This is a genomic window from Ochrobactrum sp. A-1 (assembly GCF_022488005.1).
GTDB lineage: Bacteria > Pseudomonadota > Alphaproteobacteria > Rhizobiales > Rhizobiaceae > Brucella.
In genome coordinates, this window is sequence record NZ_JAKVQC010000002.1 from 123626 (window position 1) to 142638 (window position 19013).

The window sequence follows — 19013 nt, forward strand, 5'->3', positions numbered from 1 at the left end:
GCGTGACACCAAGCACACAAAAACATACTATAACTTGCCTTTTAAAATGGAAAATCCCGGATGGAGGGGTATCACATCCGGGGCGGCGTAGTGATGGGGTGGAATTTATCAGCTACACTCTTTCATTCTTACACATAACCAGAAAAAAACAATGAGTATATATCTTGGTGAGATCAGCCTCTTGATCAAGACTGGTGAAAAACGCTGACCATTGTACAATCAAATTGGCTAGGCCGCAGACTCATAAACTAGCCTGATTTTGATTCACTGAAGCCTTTATTTGGAGGCTTCTCATGACCCCTCGCCGTTTTGATCTCACCGATTTCGAGTGGACTATTATTGAGCCCTTGTTGCCAAATAAGCCGCGCGGCGTGCCCCGCGTTGACGACCGGCGTGTGATCAATGGTATCTTATGGCGGTTTCGGACAGGCTCCCCATGGGCAGATGTGCCGGATCGATATGGCCCGTACACCACATGCTACAACCGGTTTGTGCGATGGCGCAAAGCGGGTGTCTGGGATTATGTTCTGGGCGAAATTTCCAAAGCTTTTGATGGCGATATCGTCATGATTGACAGTTTCTGTGTCCGCGTTCATCAACATGCGGCGACGGGAAAAAGGGGGGCAAGACTATGGCTGCATGGGACGTTCCCGTGGCGGCTTGACCACCAAAATCCACGCAGTTGTCGATGCCGATGGTCGACCGATCCGCCTCGCACTTACAGCGGGCCAAGCCCATGATGGCCGCATGGTGGAACCATTGTTACAGAAAATCTCTAAGGGTTCGATCCTGCTGGCGGACAAGGCCTACGATACCAATGCTATACGAGCATTTGCAAATCAACGGCATGCATGGGCCAATATTCCGGCCAAGAGCAATCTGAAGGAAAGCTACCCTTTCAGCCAATGGGTTTACCGACAACGCAATCTCGTTGAACGTTTCTTCAGCAAACTCGTACATTTCAGAGGTATCGCCACCCGTTATGATAAAGACCCGATGGACTTTCTCGTCGCCGTCAAATTGGCAGCAGCTAGAATTTGGATCAGATCATTATGAATCTACGGCCTATATTACGAAAACTTCCGAACATAAAAATTGCATACTACGAAACCAAATAAAGAGATCGTTTACATCGAAAGAATATAAAAAGTGTGGCTTAAATAAGTTTTCGATTGTTATTTGCCTATAGTTAGTTCCATTTTTATCTCAAGTTGCTAAACTAAAAATATCGGCGCCTGCAGCTGCCGTTAGTTGCAATAAAAATTGCTGTTGTAAGAGTTAAACGGGGGATTTTATGAAATTATCACAGACTATTAAGACCATTGAAGAAAATTCCGAATATCTTAGTTCATTCGTTGAGATCTGTAATCTACTCGCAAACGAAAGACGTGCAAAAATCGTATATGCACTCGCTTCAAAAGAATACACTGCGGGGCAAATAGGCCAGTTAATAAACGTTTCTCAATCAGCATCGTCGCAACATATTAAAGCCTTGAAATTAGCCAACGCGTTAATTATGAGGCGTCACGGATCGACGCTTTATTACTCGACTTCACCAGATTATTTACGAAAGATCGTGAGCTACGCTAATATTTTTAATACCGATAGCGTGCAAAATTCAAAAATGTAGTTGCTGAAGTTGGCACTATGGTAAGCGATATGACGCATGGACGATCTAAAAGCGAATAGTATTTACATAATTAACAATAGAAAAGCCGCCCTAATAGTGAAGGGCGGCTCTTAAACAATCAAAATTATAATCAGGACTTGTAATTTAAACCCAAACGAACGGCACTTAACTAAACTTTGCTATCGATACTGACGCTGTTGAAATCATCAGAGTAATCGATCAAATTATGCTTACCCAAATCCGGGTAAAGATATTCTGTCTTGAGCGTCCAATTATTGGTGATCGCATATTCGGCACCAGCACCAATTGTCCAGCCAGCTTTAGCCTTTGACGACAAGAAACTTGCCCCGCCAAGATCTGCGTATGACTTAATTTTGCCACATGCAAGACCACGGGTACCATAAACGAGCAAGCGCTCCGTTGCGGTATAACCAAGGCGTGCGCGAACAGTACCGAACCATTCGATCTTCGTCCCAGCTTTAAGTTCGCACAAACCTCCTGCGTTGAATTTAAATTCACCTTTTAACTTTGAACCTTGGAAATCAGCCTCAGCACCAAGTACTAAACCATTCTCAAACTGCCAGTTGTAACCAGCTTGAACGCCACCAACGAAGCCGCTCGAAGTTATATCAGCAGTACCATTGACATTAACTATGGTTGGCGGCGCGGGTGGTGGGAATGGAAAACCAGGACTGGGCGGAAATGGAGGAAATGGCTGTCTTGTTTCCGTCATAGAATATTGATGTTTAAATTTGCCACCAGCGTAACCAGCATTGACACCTATATAACCACCGGTCCATGAAAACGTATCTGGTGCTACTACACAACTGGTTCAGTCATAATTGCATCAGCGGCGAATGCTGAAGATGCTGCAAGCGCTAAGGCTGCCGTTGCGAAAATTAACTTCATTTGCCCTCTCCGACTATTCTTAATCGACAACAAATTAACCGAGTATGAAGCAAATATGTGTAACCTCAATGCAACACGTAATTGATTTGGATCAAATACATTTACTCTTTAGTTTGCAGTAAGTGCGAAATTTCAGCAAAAAACTACGTAATTATAATTCTTGGATCAGTATTCCGCTTTAAATAAAGCGGTTTATCATCGTTATAAACTTATAAAATTGGTGTCAAAATAAACAAAAAAGCCGTCCAATTAAAAAATTGAACGGCTTCATGTATATTCTAATTAATAATTAGAACTTGTAGTTAAGACCAACGCGTACAGTGTGGAACTTAACTTTATTGTCGAGGCTGAAGCTATTGCCGTCCTCAGAAATGTCAATCAGATTGCGCTTACCCAAATCGGTGTAGAGATATTCAGACTTCAGCGTCCAATTGTTGGTAATTGCGTATTCAGCACCACCGCCAACTGTCCAGCCAGCTTTTGTCTTTGACGACGAAATACCTTCACCACCGAAATCTGCATATGACTTAACCTTACCATATGCGAGACCACCGGTACCGTATACGAGAAGACGTTCAGTAGCAGTGTAACCAAGACGGGCGCGAACAGTACCGAACCATTCAACCTTTGTGCCAGCCTTGAGCTCACCAAAATTATCAGCGTTAAACTTAACTTCGCCCTTAACGTTCGAACCCTGGAAATCAGCTTCCGCGCCGAGCACAAAACCATTTTCAAACTGGTAGTTGTAGCCAGCCTGTACGCCGCCTACAAAGCCGCTCGAAGTCACATCAAGCGAACCGTCACTCGTTGCGAAAAATTCATCATCAACTTGCTGTGTGATTGAAAAAGGATGCTTAAACTTGCCACCAGCATAACCGGCATTAATACCGATGTAGCCACCGGTCCACGAAAACGTGTCCGCAACCACAACTGCTACTGGTTCTTCGTAAGCAATAGCATCAGCTGCGTAAGCCGATGTCGAGGCCAGTGCGAGTGCTACGGATGTCAGAATGATCTTCATTTGGTATCTCCCAAGCTTTACTATTCGACCAATGGATATCAGACAAACCACAACTAATATGTAGTATTTTTGCAACTCACCATTTTTTTTAGCCATTCTAGATAGCGCTTAAGGTGACCCACTGGAGTGCTCCCCATTTCACCGGACAGGTCGGCTAGTTTGATTTAGCCCTGATGAACTGCCGAGGGGAAGCCATCTTGAGCGCGGAATGTGGATGGATTTCATTATAGTCCTCGATCCATCCGTCGATGAACTGGAGCGCTGTTTCTGCGTCCGGTAGTGCTGCGATGCGAATATAATCCCGCTTCAGGGTTTTGACGAAGGCCTCCGACATGCCGTTCGACTGCGGGCTGGCGACCGGCGTGAAGCAGGGTGTCAGATTGAGTGCTTGCGCAAACAGCCTCGTGTCCCTCGCGGTGTAAGCAGAGCCGTTGTCCGAGAGATGCTCGATTGCATGTGGGGCTCTGGTTCCATTGAAGCGTTTCTCGACCGCCTCCAGCATCATGTCGCGCACGTCTGAGCCGGAGATGCCCGCGTTGGCGACCGCCGTCCAGGCAATGATCTCGCGGTCGAAGGCGTCGATGATGAAGGCGAGACGGATGACCTCGCCGTTCCAGCAGGTGAACTCCAGCCCATCCGAGCACCAGCGCAGGTTGGAGCGCATGACCATGACCTTGCCATCGTGGAGGCGGCCCTTGCGAACGGCTGTGTGCTTTTCCAGCAGCATGGCGTGGTTGCCCATGATGCGATGGACCCGTTTGGCGTTGATGACAGGCTTATCGGCGGCTCGCCTTTCGCGATTGAGGAGCGCGGCGATCCGCCGATAGCCATAGGTTGGCCTTTGATCTACCAGCCTGCGAATGATGGGCAAAAGCTCTGCATCCTCGGCCTTGTGATAGGAGCCGCGCGGCTTCGATCTGCCTTTCAGCCGCTCGTTGAGGTTGGAACGGGATACGCCCAGCGTGTCTGCGACGGCCTTCATCGCGAACCGTCCTTCGGCAACAAGATCGGCCGCGATATCCGTTTTTTTGAGTCTGCTTTGGACAAGGCTTCCCGAAGGATTTCGACCTCCATCGTCTTGCGGCCGAGCATGCGCTCCAGCTCGCGGACGCGATCTTCCAGCTTCTTCACTTCCGAATTGCCGACCACCGGCTCGTCAGAATCCACAGCTGCAGCACCTCCCTCGCTCAAGAGCCTGCGCCACCGATAAAGCAGATTGGGCGCGACGCCATGGCGGCGAGCGGTGGACGATACCGTCTCGCCTGGTTCGAAACTCTGCTCAATGATTGTCAGCTTTTGCTCGGTTGTCCACCGCCTGCGGCGAACATCACCCGTCAGCAATTCAACGTGTCGATACTCGTTAGACATAAGCCTATACCCAAGCCTGTGCTTGAGCCTTTCTGCTTATGCCGACTGTCCGGTCGAAATGGGGGGCAGTTCACCCACAACTTTAAGATTCAAACGTTTTAAATGCAGATTAGTAGATTTAAGTGCGATCATTGCATAATATGAAGGATTATAAGATCTGATTATAAGCAAAAACCGAAGCTTACCTATCAAATTCATATGAAATTGTACGGATTTATCAAACTTATGCGAATCAAAATAGATTATATTTTCAGGTTTCAAGGAGAGTAAAAACACTCTCATTTAATATCTTATTTTGACGAAATCGCACTCAAATTCGGCGTTCAGTGCGTCCGCAATAAATCAGTTTAAGAAAAAATATACCCATACTAAGCACTTGGCTGTCACCTTAGCCGACCCAACAGAGCATTGATTTCAGCTGGCTTCATGGTTTGCCCATGAATTCACCATCTCGATTTGATTTGCCCGCAACCTTAGAGAAATTTAGGCAGAACACCAAAAATCTTTTATCTCCTCACAGTTGAGCTGCCTGGTTAACAAAAAAGGGTAGAACGCAAGCGCTCTACCCTTCACCTAACAACGACAGACTGGAGGTCATATCGCCGTCGTTTCTGACAGCAGTCCTTCTACTGCCAGATGGTGTTTATAAACTAAATCACCACAGTCCAATGTCAAACAAAAAACCCGGCAGCGAAGCTGCCGGGTTTCCTCAAACCAATCCGTTAGGATTAGAACGAACGCTGGAAGCGGATCATACCCTGCCAAGCATCGTCACCCTTAAGAACCGACTTCTTGTCGTCCCACTTGGTGTACGAAACTTCTGGAGTGATGGTGAAGCCAGGAACCAGTTCGTAAGCTACGTTTGCAGTAGCTGCGAAGGTCTTTGCATCTTCGTAAGCGAGCTGTACGTTGATTGCAGCCTTCTCGTTTGCCTGGAACTTAGCACCGCCCCAAACAGCCCAATCGCCACCCCAGGTGCCGTAGAAGCTGTCGACTACACGAACGCCACGGTCTGAACCGTTAGCATCTGTGTAAGCGTATGCGTAATGATCTTTGTTCGACTTGTAGCCGCCCTGTACCCATACGGAGAACTGGTCAGTTACGTTTACGTCGAGGCGAACCTTACCAGCCCACTCTTCGTTACGTGCGTCGTAAGCTGCAACACCGGCGATCGAACCCCAGCCCTGAGCGTACTTCAGGCCACCAACAACATGTGGTGTGTAGTCGTCAATCGTGCCGCCCGAAGTGCGTACAACGCCGCGAAGATCGGTATACTCACCCTTGTTGACGTCAGAATTGTTACCCTGTTCAAGAGCGATGATGGCCGAGAAGCCATTGCCGCCAGTGAAGGTGTAGCTGATTGCTGTGGTGCGGTAGCCACCTGCGAGGATCACGTCGTCGTTGATGACTTCGCCGAGGTAACCAGAGAAGGTTACGAATGCGGATTCATCAAGACCAACGCGGAGGCCGCCGAGCTGAATGTAGCCATAACGCAGGTTTGCGTTTGCAGCCGAACCATCGTTCCAATCAGCGCGAACTTCAGCATAGGACTTCAATGTACCGAGTTCGGTTTCCGAAGCGGTTGAAGTGCGGAATGTGAAACGAGCGGTATTCGACCAGGTGTCACGATCCTTCGTGTCTGCACCGAGATCAGCAAACCACTTAGCGTTGGCATGCTTGCCACCAGCTGTGATGTACTTAACCGAGCGACCACCGACAACACCAGCTGTCAGACGACCGTCTTCTTCACGTGTTACGTATTCAGTACCGACTGGAAGATCAGCAACATCACCAGTATACTCTTCGTATACAGGATCTACCTCTGTAGGGGTAGGAACAACAGTGTATGTAAACACTTCGTCGTTATCTACAATATTGTTAGCTGCTGCAACGGCATCCTTAAGCTCGCCAGTGAGCTTCAGTTCCGACTTAACAACTTCTTCAGCGAACTTCGAAGTCGTCGCATAAACGTTGTCGCCGCCCTTAAGGTCGTAGCGAACGTAGCCGTGAATGCGCAGGCAGGTTTCGGTGCCTGGAATGTAGAAATAGCCAGCGCCGTATGCATCGCAAACGCGGACGTATTCAACAGCTTCTGGCTCTGGAGCAACGATTGCGTCTGCTGCCTGAGCGCCGGATACTGCAACGAGAGCTGCAGCGGAGCCGAGTAGTAGGCTCTTAATGTTCATTGTCTGACCTCCAAGATCAAATTTCTTTCCGAGCCCACAACTGCGCTCGACCTAACGACTCATGAATAAACTTTAATGATGACGACTCGCAACAGGCTTTAGCTACTCGAACGATCACACACGCTTCTGTGTTGCAGTTTTAACACAAAATCGCCTCAGTTCGGCGAAAATGGGCCTAACTGACGTTATTTGTTAATATTTTGTAAACCCGTAATCGTCACATTTCCCGGCGTTCAATCACTGAATATATAGTGCCACCGCAGTTTTTTATTCTGACCTATCGATTGGATGCTGATATGCAAGTCATTTCACTGGGATGGTTGGATTGGCTGAATGCAGATGAAACAGATTACAATCAGCGACTTGATAGCTAAATATGCAGGCACTCTATGGAAGAGTGGAAACGCGCATGCGGCGAGTGCATACGGATATCTTTTGGAACTGGCCGAACTTAAGCCTGACACATTCTCGACAATCACTGCGGCTGACTATGATGAGATCGTCACAGTACTTCGGAAACGCGGCAACAAAAACTCAACAATCAATCGTAAGATCAATGCATTTACCAAATTGCTCCGTGCGGCGAACGCTGACAGTGCAATTCCAAACGTCCCGACATTTAAACGCTTGGCGGAAGAGAACAATGAGTTGCGCTTTCTTTCAACGCGGGAAGAAGAGCAGATCGCTAATGCCATTGGTCGACACAGCGATGCTTATGCCGCACTCACAACATTTCTCATAGAGACTGGAGTGAATGTCGGCGAGGCCATTACATCCAGATGGGATAACATCTCAGGCGACTTCATACATATTCCAGAGAGTACAAGCGGTTTAGCGCGGCGATTGCCCTTAACGCTTAAAGCTCGCTCTGCTCTTGATAAGATGGGACACGAACTACGTGGCCCCTTCTCACGGATAGAGCAGCCAAAATATCGAGCCGCTTGGAATGAGTGCAAAGATGAACTTGGCTTAAGCGAGGATGCCGCGATTGTTCCAACCGTCTTAAGGCACACATGCGCGTGTCGCCTTATAATGCAAGGCGTTGAGTTGCGGGTCGTTCAAAGATGGCTTGGCAATCGCAATTATAAATCCATGATCAGGTATGAGAGCCTGGTCCCATTAGATAACTTCAGTCTGTGCGTTTCCGCGCTTGAAAACTTCAAAGAATAGCCAATTCCAGTGATCCCATTTAGCCAATGTCGGGCCAGCATTACCAACGCTACAACTGAACCTCAACGAGCTGCTTTGGGGTTATTTTTGGTTTGCAAATGGCTTCTAACCTATTGAAATCATTAAACGGTCAAAGCCTAGTTTTTAGCGTAAAGTCCAAGCAAAACAACAGTGAGTTCAGGACTCACTCACCGTTTGGCTGCTAAAAGCCGCTGGGACCCAGACGCTACCCTTACAAATGGATCCTCACATTGGGCGGGCAACCTTTTTTTCGATGGCGGCAACAAAGAGGTGAAATCTCAATTTTATTCTCCCTCAGTGTCGTTGTCTCACTGCAGGACGTCATCATATAATGACTAAATCATTTGGTTCTTTTGCAAAATTTTCACTTCTATGGAGCTACGTCACCGTCAACGATCTTAATTGATTGAGGTGAATAGAGATGACAATTGACTTCAAAGATGCTCATCTCCCCAAAAGTGTCATCGTTTATGCCGTTTTCATCTATGTCCGTTATTCAGTTTCTTATCGAGAGCTTCAAGAAATAATGGCGGAACGCGGCGAAGAGGTCGACCATGCAACTTTGAATCGGTGGGTTGTAGATATTCACCGCAGATTGCTGCTCGGGCACAAAGCCGTAAACGACCAATCCTTGGCTCATGGCGTGTTGATGAGACTTATATAAAGGTCAAAGGAAAATGGACGTATCTGTATCGGGCTGTTGATCGTGATGGCCAAACTCTTGATTTTATGCTTTCCGAGCACCGAAACCTAGGTGCTGCACGGCGTTTCTTTAGAAAAGCTATAGCAATCAATGGCATTCCGAACAAAATTCTCATTGATAAAAGCGGAGCCAATTTGGTTGGTGCGCAGGCTATAAACAATACCCTGAAGATTACGGGCTCAAGCAAGCCGATTGAAATCCTACAGGTCAAATACCTGAACAATATTCTTGAGCAGGATCATCGTTTGTCAATCGGCGTTTAAACGGGACCCCTTATCGGCGTCCAAAAAGGGCTCTGACTCAATCTCGCTGATGTTCTGGATTCAACTGACGTTGTTTCCAGAGGAGAATCAGCGCAATGCCAGCCCAGTTCCGTCTCTCTGATCTTATCCCTAGCGAACTAAACGTTGATGAGGTGCGTGATGTCGGCGACGCGATTATCGTTGCCGCCTACGGTCGATCCCAAGATTGCACATGCCCCCACTGCGGAACCGCCTCCCGTCGTGTTCATAGTCGCTATCCTCGAATGATTGCCGATCTGCCGTGTGCGGGCCGAAGGATCGAACTGCACCTGACCGTCCGACGTTTCGTCTGTAGTACCGTCCATTGCCGCCGAAAGATTTTCGCCGAGCGCTTCGGTGATGATGTGATCCGTCCCATGGCTCGCCGGACAGCCCGTCTGGACTGCCTCGTTCGGCATCTTGCTCTTGCACTGGGCGGTCGCCCGGCGGCGCGCTTTGCGGATCGTCTCGGATTGCCGGTGAGCAATGATACGCTTCTACGAACCGTTCGCCGATATGATCGCCCACCGCCGACGCCACCGACTGTAATCGGCATTGATGACTGGGCGTGGCGTCGCAATCATCGATATGGCACGATCATCTGCGATCTGGAACGGCGAAAGACGATCGCGTTGTTGCCCGACCGGGAACCCTTGACCGCAAAGGCCTGGCTGGTCGAGCAGCCGCAAATCGAAATCGTGGCAAGAGACCGCGGCGGTGCGTATGCGCGGGCCGCTGCGCAAGCCCTGCCAAAGGCCGAACAGGTCGCCGACCGCTGGCATCTCATGGAAAACGCTAGCCACGCTTTTCTTGATGCCGTCCGCAAGTCGATGCGGCAGGTTCGCATTGCAGTCGGGACAGCAACCGTAAACCCTAAGCTTCTGACAGCCGCCGAGCGCTTGCAATATGACGGATATCTGCGACGTGAAGAGACAAACTCTGTCATTTGTGGACTGATCGACGAAGGCCTGTCCATCAAGGAAATCGTGCGCAGAACCGGGCATAGCCGAAAGCTGGTTCGCAGCGTTGTTCGTGGTCAAAGGACCGACATCTTCCGAGTCCGGCAAACTTCGCTCGAACCACACCTACCGTGGCTTGAAGCGCAATGGGACGCCGGATCACGAAACGGCGCTGAACTGTGGCGGCAGCTTCAGCTGGCTGGTTTTGGCGGAAGTCTCCGCGTTGTCACTGAATGGGCAACACGACGAAGGCGGGCCGAAAAAACCGAAAACGGGCTCGGCCACGCTCCGGCGGCGCGAACCATCGTTCGCCTAATGACACTTGAACGCAACAACTTGACCAAGGCGCAGACGATGACGGTCGCTGCGATCGAGGAGCAACTACCAGACTTAGTCGAGGCCAGAGATGTTGTGGAGAGCTTCCACGAAATGCTACGGCGCAAGTCCAAAGATGATCTGGACACGTGGATCAACCGCGCAGCAGCAAGCTTAGTCGCCCCGTTCGCGAATGGCATCATCCGCGACAGGGCAGCTGTCCAAAATGCGATAACGTCACAGTGGTCTAACGGCCAGACAGAGGGACAAATCACCAAGCTGAAACTCATCAAGAGACAAATGTATGGACGTGGGAAGCTCGATCTGCTGGAAGCACGTGTCATCGGAGCGACCTGATGTCAGCGAGATTGCGTCAGAGCCCCGTTTGGATGCCGATAACCCCTCAAATGGGGTCCTTCTGTGGTTGCCGCCCGTTGTGCAAGTTGTTTCTGAGCCTTTGGACGTGTGATCGAATGCGGTCTTCTGTCAGGCCTTCGTTTGCGGCGCTTTCAGAAGCCGCTGGCCGGGATGGTGATCAGCGGATCAGGTCCAAATCTTATTCCCGAGCTATGACGCTCGAAGGACTCCCACTGGTTTTCTTGATCCGGATCGTTCGATCTTGCGCCCATTCAGGTCATCGACTTCTCACACCTCCTTGCCAACGTTGGTGATAGCAGCCTTCATGCCGCCGTCGTCAACGTCGGATTTCGATAATCTTCCTGCCGCATCAACATCGCCCAAATCATGCGTGCCATCTTGTTCGCCAGCGCGATCGCCACCAGCATTCGGGGCTTTCGCCCAAGCATACGCATCATCCAGGGATCCGCTGATGCTTCCTTGCGGCTCGCCCAATTCACACGCGCCATCGCGCCGATGATCAGCAGCCTGCGAATGTCCGCTTGCCCGGCCTTTGAGACCTTGCCCAACCGCTCCTTGCCTCCGGATGAGAACTGCCTCGGGACAAGGCCGAGCCAGGCTGCAAAGTCACGGCCCGACTTGAAACTTTCCATTGCCGGCGCAAAAGCCTCGACAGCCACGGCTGTCATAGGCCCGATGCCAGGCATTGTCTGAAGACGCCGCGCCACATCGGTCTGCTTGGCAAGTGAGGCCAATTTCTGCGTCTTGCTATCGATCTTGGCGGTCATTTCACCGATCTGGGCCAGCAGATCAAGGCCTTCCTCGCGCACCAGATCGGGCAAATTATTGGCCACGTCGTTCAGCGCCGCTTCCAGCCGCTTGATATGTCCGATGCCCACAGGAACGACATGGCCATATTCATAGAGCATTGCGCGCAGGGCATTCACCAACTCCGTGCGTTGGTGGACAATGCGCTCTCTTGCCCGGAACAGAATAGCGCGCGCTTGCTGATCGGGAGTTTTGGGTTCGACAAACCGCATTTCCGGCTGACGCGCCGCGATGACAATGGCCTCTGCGTCGGCGGCGTCATTCTTCTGGCGCTTCACGAATGGTCGCACATATTGCGGCGCGATCAGCTTGACTTCGTGGCCCAGCGCCGCCATCTCCCGCGCCCAATGGTGGGCGCTGCCACATGCCTCCATGACGACAATGCAAGCGGGCTGGCTTCCCATAAAACGCAGAAACTGACCGCGCGACAATTTCCTGCGGAACCGCACTTCGCCCGTCAGCGACGCGCCGTGAAGCTGGAAAACATTTTTTGCCAGATCAACCCCGATCATTGTATACTTCATTGCCATCCTCTCCGCTACATGATCTCCAACGATCACACTCTGGCACATTGCGATGCCGTCTGGGGAGGGCGGCAACCACCCCATCTTATTCCATGCTTAATGACAATTAGGTCGGCAAGTCCGGAGAAACAAGAGGAATCCCGTCCTGGTCTCAAGACTTCAAGAACCTCATTGTTGTAACCCCATCCGCCAAAAGTCAGGTTGCCTGAGCCAACAGTCGCGCATACCTCGCCATCCTTATCCGCGAATAGTCCGATCGTAACGGCCCGATTGCTACCGCCTGTTGAAGCAAAGCCTCGTGACGTAAGACACGTCTTTAGCGACGACGTTAATGACGTGTCTTGAGATTGAGGTAGACGATGCGGATGGAAATACTGGGCCACGAACGCCGCCGTCGGTGGCGGGTCGAAGAGAAGCTTGCGATAGTCAGTTCGGTTGGGGTTGATGGCGCGACAGTAACAGAAGTTTCGCTACGTCACGATGTATCGCGGCAGCAGATTTATATGTGGCGAAGCGAGTTGAAGAGGAAGGGGCTTCTGCCTCCCTCGCCGGAGCCCTTGTTTCTTCCCGTTGACATGACTGACGCTCCACTCGGTTCTGAGGCGAACAGTTCCGTCGATGCTTCATCCTCAATGGTTGAATTGCAATTGCGCTGCGGCCGTCGACTTTGTTTTGGCAGCCAAGTGGAAGGCACGGTGCTGACGCGGCTCATCCGGGCGGTGGAACAGGCATGATTGGACCGGGCACCGGCGTTCGGGTTTATCTTGCCTGCGGCGTCACAGACATGAGGAAGGGTATTGAGGGCCTTTCGATGTTGGCACAGGATGTCTTGCGTCAGAAGCCGACAGGTGGAGCTGTCTTCGCCTTTCGCGGGCGGCGTGGCGATCGGGTGAAGCTGCTGTATTTTGATGGCCAGGGATTTTGCCTTTATTATAAAATTCTGCAGAAAGGCCGTTTCCCCTGGCCCTCAGCGGCGGATGGGACAGCTCGGCTGACAGCAGCCCAACTGGCGATGTTATGGGAAGGAATAGACTGGAGGCGCCCGGACTGGGGTGCTCCGCCGGCACGTGTCGGTTGATTTTATCTTACTGAAACTACTTGTTTTTATGGCGTCCTGTCCTGATTTGTGCTAGTCAGGATCATGTCGAATGCGAGCTCAAATCTTCCTGATGATCCAGCCTTTCTGAAGGCGATGATCACCGCCTTGCAGGCGGAGAATGCGAAGATGTCGGCGGCTTTGAAAGCGCATGATCACCTGATCCAGGGTCTGAGGCTACGCATTGCCCGGCTGAAGAAACAGGTCTTCGGCAAGTCTTCTGAAAAGATCGAGCGGGAAATTGCGCAACTGGAACTGGCGCTTGAGGATCTGTTGATTGCCAGTGCCGAACACGAGACCGCGACCGTCGAGGAGCTTGAAGACGATCCGGCTTGCGTCCCGGATGAGACATCACAAACCAGACCGCTGCGCCGGCGTCCGCGCGTGTCGGAAAATGCGGTTCGCGAACGCCGGGAACTGGATCCCGGTCATTGCTGCCCTGCCTGCGGTGGAGAATTACGCCTTGTCGGAGAGGATGTCAGCGAAATCCTCGACATGGTCGCAGCGACGATGAAGGTTATCGAGATCGCCCGGCCAAAGAAGTCGTGCCGTTGTTGCGAGAAGATGGTGCAGGTTCCTGCGCCCAGCCGCCCGATACCGGGTAGCATGGCTGGTGCGGGCCTTGTGGCCTATATTCTGGTCTCGAAGTTCGACGATCATCTGCCGCTCTATCGCCTCAACGAGATCTTCGCGCGGATGGGTGTCGATATACCTGACAGCACACTGGTGGACTGGTGCGGTCGTGCCATGCAAGTGCTTCGGCCACTGATCGAGCGTATTGAGACCGAGATCATGAAAAGCGATCTCCTCCATGCTGACGATACGCCGATCCGGGTGCTGGATCGCTCATTGCGCGACAAGGGACTGGGCAAAGGTGTGAAGAAGGGCAGGATTTGGACGTATGTCCGCGATCAGCGTCCATGGGCAGGCGGCGCACCGCCGGGTGCGGTTTATTACTTCGCTCCCGACTGGAAGGAAGAGCACGTCCACCATCATCTGCGAGAGGCGAGCGGCATCCTTCAGGCTGATGGCTATAAAGGCTATGCGAAGTTATATGAGCCGGGATCGGACGGGAAGCGCCGCTTCCGCGAAGCTTCCTGCTGGGCACATTGGCGGCGTGACTTTCATGACATCTGGACCGCGAACAAATCCGGGATTGCGCGCGAGGCTCTCGATCGGATCGGCGCGCTGTATGATATCGAGCGGGATATTGCAGGTCGGCCCGCCGATGTACGGCTTGTCACGCGTCAAAAGCACAGCAAGCCAAAGGTCGAGGAACTGCGCGCGTGGGCGGAAAAGCAGTTGCTTCGCATTCCGGGCAAAAGCGAACTGGCGAAGGCTTTGCGCTATGGGCTGAGCAGATGGCCGTCATTATCCCTGTTCCTGGAGGACGGGCGTGTGGCCATGGACAACAATGCTGCGGAGCGAGCCCTGAGGCCGATAGGAGTAGGGCGCCGGAATTGGTTATTCGCAGGCGCGGATACTGGCGCGGAAACTCTGGCACGCGCCATGACGATCATTGAAACGGCGAAGATGAACGGCATCAACCCGCAAGCCTATCTGGCCGATGTGCTCGACCGCATTCATGATCACAAAATCAATCGGCTCGATGAGTTGCTCCCTTGGAACTGGAAGCCTCTCACAGCAGAACATGCTGAGGCAGCCTGATGGCGACGGTCAGATTTGTCTTCACGCTCGACTATGTCGCCGAAATGCTCAACGAGGATGCTGACCTTCTGTATGCGATCATCCGCAATGACGATAACCTGACCTATGGAAACATAGTCACTGTCGTAACCGGCGACGATCAAACCACTTCCGCTTTGACGGACGACGGCATCGATGAACTCAGACAGATGCTGGTCGACGCGCGTCAATCAGCCGAAAAATGGCAAGAATTCCTCGAATGCTTTGTCGATGACGAAGAAATCGTCGCCCGCGTCAAGACATATTCTCCACGGTAACAATCGGGCGGTTACGTCCGATCTTTGGATGGAACACGCCGGTCCGACACTTAACAGCAACTAGGTCGTAGACCCGCCCTATCCCGACTGCGCCGACATCTGTTAGGGAAGCACGATACCCGGCAACATCAGCGACAACAGTGAAGTTGCGATAGCTTTTGTTAACGCACGCCAGCGGAATAGCCTCGAGGAAGGACAGGCTCAACGAATATGTGGTGAAGAACACCGACGTCCAGGGATGCGATGCCAATAGATCGCGCGGCGAAAACGAAAGCTCTGACAAATTTTCCCCGAATCCCTGGCCCTGCTCCAACGACGAGTCTACAACTTATTGGCGCGGGATGGAATGGACTTGCCCTTATTTAGTGGAGAGGTTCTGTCACTAATTTACGGTTTATCATCTCGAACTTGATCGGTGATTTATACCCGAGTGCAGAATGTCTGCGCACGGGATTATAGAAGCCGTCAATGTATTCGCCAATGGCTTTGATTGCATCCTTACGTGTGTAGAATACAGTTCGCCATATCAGTTCTGACTTGATCGTCTTGAAGACGGTTTCGACCATCAAATTATCGTAACAATTTCCTCTTCCGCTCATGGATGGAAGCATGCTGTGCGCTTTGAGGATTCTGCGATACTCATAACTGGCATATTGGCTTCCTCTGTCTGAGCGCTGGATCAACCGCGGCTTTGGTTTCCGGATTGCAATAGCCTTCATCAAAGCACAAATAGCCAAATCCTTCTTCATCCGATCCCGCGCTTCCCAGCCGATAATACGACGAGAGTAAAGATCGACAACAATTGCTAGATACAGCCAACCTTCTGCGGTCCATATATAACTGATATCGACACCCCATTTCTGATCTGGTCCATCACAAGTGAAGTCCTGATCCAGAAGATTGGGAGCAACAGGCTCACCATGATTGCTGTCGGTCGTGCGTTTGAAGCGCGTTTTCTGCCGGGCTTTCAAGCCATTCTCCTGGCACTCAGTCGCGCCGTGCGGTGACGACCTGCCCGAATACCTACTTCATTCAGTTCGACAAGCATTCGAGGGCTACCATAGGTTTCACGAGACAGTGCAAACTGATTGCGAATATGCGCCAGGATAACCATGTCATCAAGCTGGCGGCGGCTGGGGACGCGATGCTTCCATGCATAATAACCACTAATGCTGACACCTGCGAAGGCGCACAAACGCGACAGAGACATATGGACCTTCTCCGTATCGATGAAAGCAAACTTCATCGACTTGTCTCCCGAGCGAAGAAGGCCGTCGCGTTCCGCAGGGAAAACGATTCACTGGATCGTTTTCTTATCCTGCTTCAATTTAATAAGTCTCGTTCCTGTCGTAGAAGCTCGTTTTCTTTGCGAAGCCGAGCAAGCTCCTGGCTCATGTCTTCATGCGGACCGGAGAGTAAATCGTTCTCAGCAACATTACGACGCCACCGGTCAAGGGTTGATTTGCAAATGCCAAGGTCCTCGGCAACTGATGAAATGCTTCGACCACTCGTCGTTAAAATCCGAACGGCTTCACGTTTGAATTCTTCTGTAAATTCTCGCTGCTTCAATTCTAAGTCTCCTGTCAGTCTTGTCTAACAGAAGACCTCCATTTTTGAAGGGGAAGTCCACTCTGAGGAACTCTCCGTAGGAGTCCGAGATCGCTCCCCGATGTTCATCTCCATCTAGCTCAAGCTCGTTACGGAAAGCTAGTCCGAGCTTTGCCGCCTTTTCCATCATCCAACGCACCTTCGTCGTGACCTCCAAAAAGCACATTTCGTCGATTCATGGCCGGACTGCTGGCCCGATGAGCCGACCGCATGAGCAGCTTTCGAGGATGCTGTCGGCTGTGTCTCAGAGGCCATTCTGACCAGCTGCGCGCCTAGGCCGGATTAAGTTCTGCATCATTGCGGAATAAATCCACTCCGTTGACCCGGCTGCGCCGTATCCCCCCCAAACCATGCGTAGTTGACCGCCCTTGCCACTTCACTCGGAGGCTCTTTGTTCTCGATGATGATAATCTGAGTGTCGGATTTTAGCTTTGCTAGGGAGTTCCAGAATGCCACTTCGATGCTAGCCGAGATTGGGCCATCCGTTTGATTGCGGGAAGGTGATCGACGATAGCTGGTGAGAGGAGAGTCTAAGACAACGAATCCAGGATGGGGCTTACCTTGCGACTTGCAATACCTTAGAAGCCCAATCACAAAGGCGGAATATAAAACCGATCGAACGCCCTTGCCGTGCGATTGGCGGCTTTGACCGTCTACGACAATGTCGAATCCACTCTGATCGAATTCCACTCGTGGCTCGTCGCTCCAGCTCCACTCTTTCAAGACTTCTTCAATCGACTTGCAAAAGCCTCTCAGCGCCACTGATGGGAGAGGTTCCCATTTAGGAGTACTCGTCCCTTTGCCGGTAGTGGTGCGCTCTATTTCTTCCTTCATTAGCTGGAGGCTCTGGAGTTGATCTCTGTCGCTACGAACGCTCTCCAACGCCACGCGTCGAGCGATCAGCTTTTCGAGGCGTGAACTAAGGTTGGCTAATGTCGGGGTTAAAGCCTGGTCAATCTGATTCTCATAACCTCTTATGAGGGTGCGGGACTCCGCTTCTCCTTTTCGCCAATCTGCAAGTCGGGCCTCGAGTGTCGAAATGGTCTCACCCAAGTCCACATCCAGCGCCTTGATTTTCGCAGCCTCGGCTCGGGCACCCTCATAAACATTGATACTATTCTCTTCGGCCATATGTGCATGCCCCGGGCTCATGGGCTGATCGCATAGGGGACAATGTACCTCCTGCAGGCCGGTGAAGTAATGGGCCCCCTCCGCAATGAAATCGAGCCGAGCAAGGTCCGAACGATATCTTTCAGCGAGAAGCTTATATCGGGAGAGAACCTCAGTAATTGCGATGACCTGCGTCTCTGCTCGCTGCAACTCGGCAGTTTCGCTTTGGAGGTGCTTCAATAGTTGGTTTCTTCGTTCGCTTGTCTGGCTCATTTCCTGGGAAATGGCGTTGATCGTTGCCTCAACTTTCTCAACCGTATCGTCGGGGTTATCGCCAAACTGACTCACACGACGTGCAAGCGGCTCGAGCATGTCGCTGATAAGGCCAAGTTTTGCGGTGTTTCGCGCACGAACGATATCGCGATGTTCAGCGGCAATAATGCCAGTGTCATCCTTCCCCGACAAAAGATAAGCGAACATCCTCTTGCGCGCTGTCGCATCGAATGTCCCATCTCCCACCACGGGCGATTTTTCATCGATCATGGCGACTTCATTGACGAGGAAGATCGGAAGGAGGGTGCGGACGGTAAGCCGTTGCGTCTCACCGCGATCGTTCTTTCGGAGCTTTGCTTCCCCATCCATGCCAGCAAATGGGAGCAGAACTGAGGTCAGATCTTTTGTGTGATTGGCGCCGGATCGACGATATGGAATTTTCTCGCCAGGCTCAGCGATCTCATCAATTTTGCAATAGTGAGCCGCCAAGTCGCCCCCTGATAAACTTCGTTCAAGGGTAAGGCTCTGGTTTTCTTTGTTATTGAATTCTACGAACAGCTGCGAGTAGGGTTCGGCCAGAGGTATCCGCTTCTTAAGTTCCTCGGCACCCAGAATGTAATCCAAACAATGAAAAAGATAGCTTTTCCCCGTATCTGATTGGCCAGCCAGAACATTAGCGCCTGGCGCAAA

13 protein-coding genes and 3 pseudogenes are annotated in these 19013 nt (G+C 51.3%); 9 read left to right on the forward strand and 7 right to left on the reverse strand.

Annotated features, from left to right (window positions below; translation table 11 throughout):
- The first annotated feature begins 293 nt into the window (after positions 1-293).
- A protein-coding gene (locus tag MKS82_RS01405) for an IS5 family transposase (RefSeq protein ID WP_240578272.1) occupies positions 294-1056 on the forward strand; the annotation gives its coding sequence in 2 pieces (ribosomal slippage) (positions 294-625 and positions 624-1056; 765 coding nt in all).
- 238 nt (positions 1057-1294) lie between these two features.
- Entirely contained in the window at positions 1295-1630 is a 336-nt protein-coding gene (locus tag MKS82_RS29635) for an ArsR/SmtB family transcription factor (protein ID WP_445558050.1), read from the forward strand.
- 169 nt (positions 1631-1799) lie between these two features.
- Here the strand turns inward: MKS82_RS29635 and MKS82_RS01410 are convergent.
- From MKS82_RS01410 to MKS82_RS01425, 4 genes and pseudogenes are all read right to left on the reverse strand, one after another.
- Positions 1800-2539: pseudogene (locus tag MKS82_RS01410) on the reverse strand (outer membrane protein).
- 289 nt (positions 2540-2828) lie between these two features.
- Complete coding sequence (locus MKS82_RS01415) at positions 2829-3560, reverse strand: outer membrane protein (protein WP_240578273.1); 732 nt, start codon at positions 3558-3560, stop codon at positions 2829-2831.
- Positions 3561-3714: 154 nt separating this feature from the next.
- Positions 3715-4928, reverse strand: a protein-coding gene (locus MKS82_RS01420) for an IS3 family transposase (protein WP_115168607.1) whose coding sequence is annotated in 2 segments (ribosomal slippage) — positions 3715-4592 and positions 4592-4928 — 1215 coding nt in all. Because the reading frame shifts where the segments join, the coding sequence is not laid out codon by codon here.
- Between the two features lie 728 nt (positions 4929-5656).
- On the reverse strand, positions 5657-7114 hold the full coding sequence (locus MKS82_RS01425) for a porin (RefSeq protein WP_240578274.1): 1458 nt from the start codon (positions 7112-7114) through the stop codon (positions 5657-5659).
- Positions 7115-7447: 333 nt separating this feature from the next.
- On the opposite strand from MKS82_RS01425, the gene MKS82_RS01430 reads away from it, so the two are divergent.
- The 3 genes and pseudogenes from MKS82_RS01430 to MKS82_RS01440 all read left to right on the forward strand — a co-directional run bounded on the left by MKS82_RS01430 (position 7448) and on the right by MKS82_RS01440 (position 10920).
- Positions 7448-8284, forward strand: a complete 837-nt coding sequence (locus MKS82_RS01430) for a tyrosine-type recombinase/integrase (RefSeq protein WP_240578275.1) — start codon at positions 7448-7450, stop codon at positions 8282-8284.
- 442 nt (positions 8285-8726) lie between these two features.
- Positions 8727-9253 (forward strand): annotated as a pseudogene (locus MKS82_RS01435) (IS6 family transposase); the annotation flags it as partial.
- Between the two features lie 113 nt (positions 9254-9366).
- The gene (locus MKS82_RS01440; RefSeq protein WP_240578276.1) at positions 9367-10920 is read left to right on the forward strand and encodes an ISL3 family transposase; all 1554 of its coding nucleotides are present in this window, start codon (positions 9367-9369) and stop codon (positions 10918-10920) included.
- 323 nt (positions 10921-11243) lie between these two features.
- Here MKS82_RS01440 and MKS82_RS01445 read toward each other — a convergent pair whose 3' ends face one another.
- Positions 11244-12272: an IS110 family transposase gene (locus MKS82_RS01445; RefSeq protein WP_240578277.1), complete on the reverse strand. Its 1029-nt coding sequence runs from the start codon at positions 12270-12272 to the stop codon at positions 11244-11246.
- A gap of 359 nt (positions 12273-12631) precedes the next feature.
- On the opposite strand from MKS82_RS01445, the gene tnpA reads away from it, so the two are divergent.
- From tnpA to MKS82_RS01465, 4 genes are all read left to right on the forward strand, one after another.
- The gene (gene tnpA / locus MKS82_RS01450; RefSeq protein ID WP_101990362.1) at positions 12632-13006 is read left to right on the forward strand and encodes an IS66-like element accessory protein TnpA; all 375 of its coding nucleotides are present in this window, start codon (positions 12632-12634) and stop codon (positions 13004-13006) included.
- Positions 13003-13350 carry an IS66 family insertion sequence element accessory protein TnpB gene (gene tnpB / locus MKS82_RS01455; protein WP_011982990.1) on the forward strand — a complete coding sequence of 116 codons (348 nt, stop codon included), beginning with the start codon at positions 13003-13005 and terminating at the stop codon, positions 13348-13350. The genes tnpA and tnpB overlap by 4 nt, the downstream gene beginning before the upstream one ends.
- Positions 13351-13413: 63 nt before the next feature.
- On the forward strand, positions 13414-15036 hold the full coding sequence (tnpC, locus tag MKS82_RS01460) for an IS66 family transposase (RefSeq protein ID WP_101990361.1): 1623 nt from the start codon (positions 13414-13416) through the stop codon (positions 15034-15036).
- Positions 15036-15332: a hypothetical protein gene (locus MKS82_RS01465; protein WP_101990360.1), complete on the forward strand. Its 297-nt coding sequence runs from the start codon at positions 15036-15038 to the stop codon at positions 15330-15332. The genes tnpC and MKS82_RS01465 overlap by 1 nt, the downstream gene beginning before the upstream one ends.
- A gap of 362 nt (positions 15333-15694) precedes the next feature.
- On the opposite strand, the pseudogene MKS82_RS01470 reads toward MKS82_RS01465, so the two are convergent.
- Together MKS82_RS01470 and MKS82_RS01475 are read right to left on the reverse strand one after the other, a co-directional pair.
- Positions 15695-16901: pseudogene (locus tag MKS82_RS01470) on the reverse strand (IS3 family transposase).
- Positions 16902-17234: 333 nt separating this feature from the next.
- A partial coding sequence (locus MKS82_RS01475; protein ID WP_240578278.1) for a hypothetical protein occupies positions 17235-19013 on the reverse strand: 1779 nt, incomplete at its 5' end.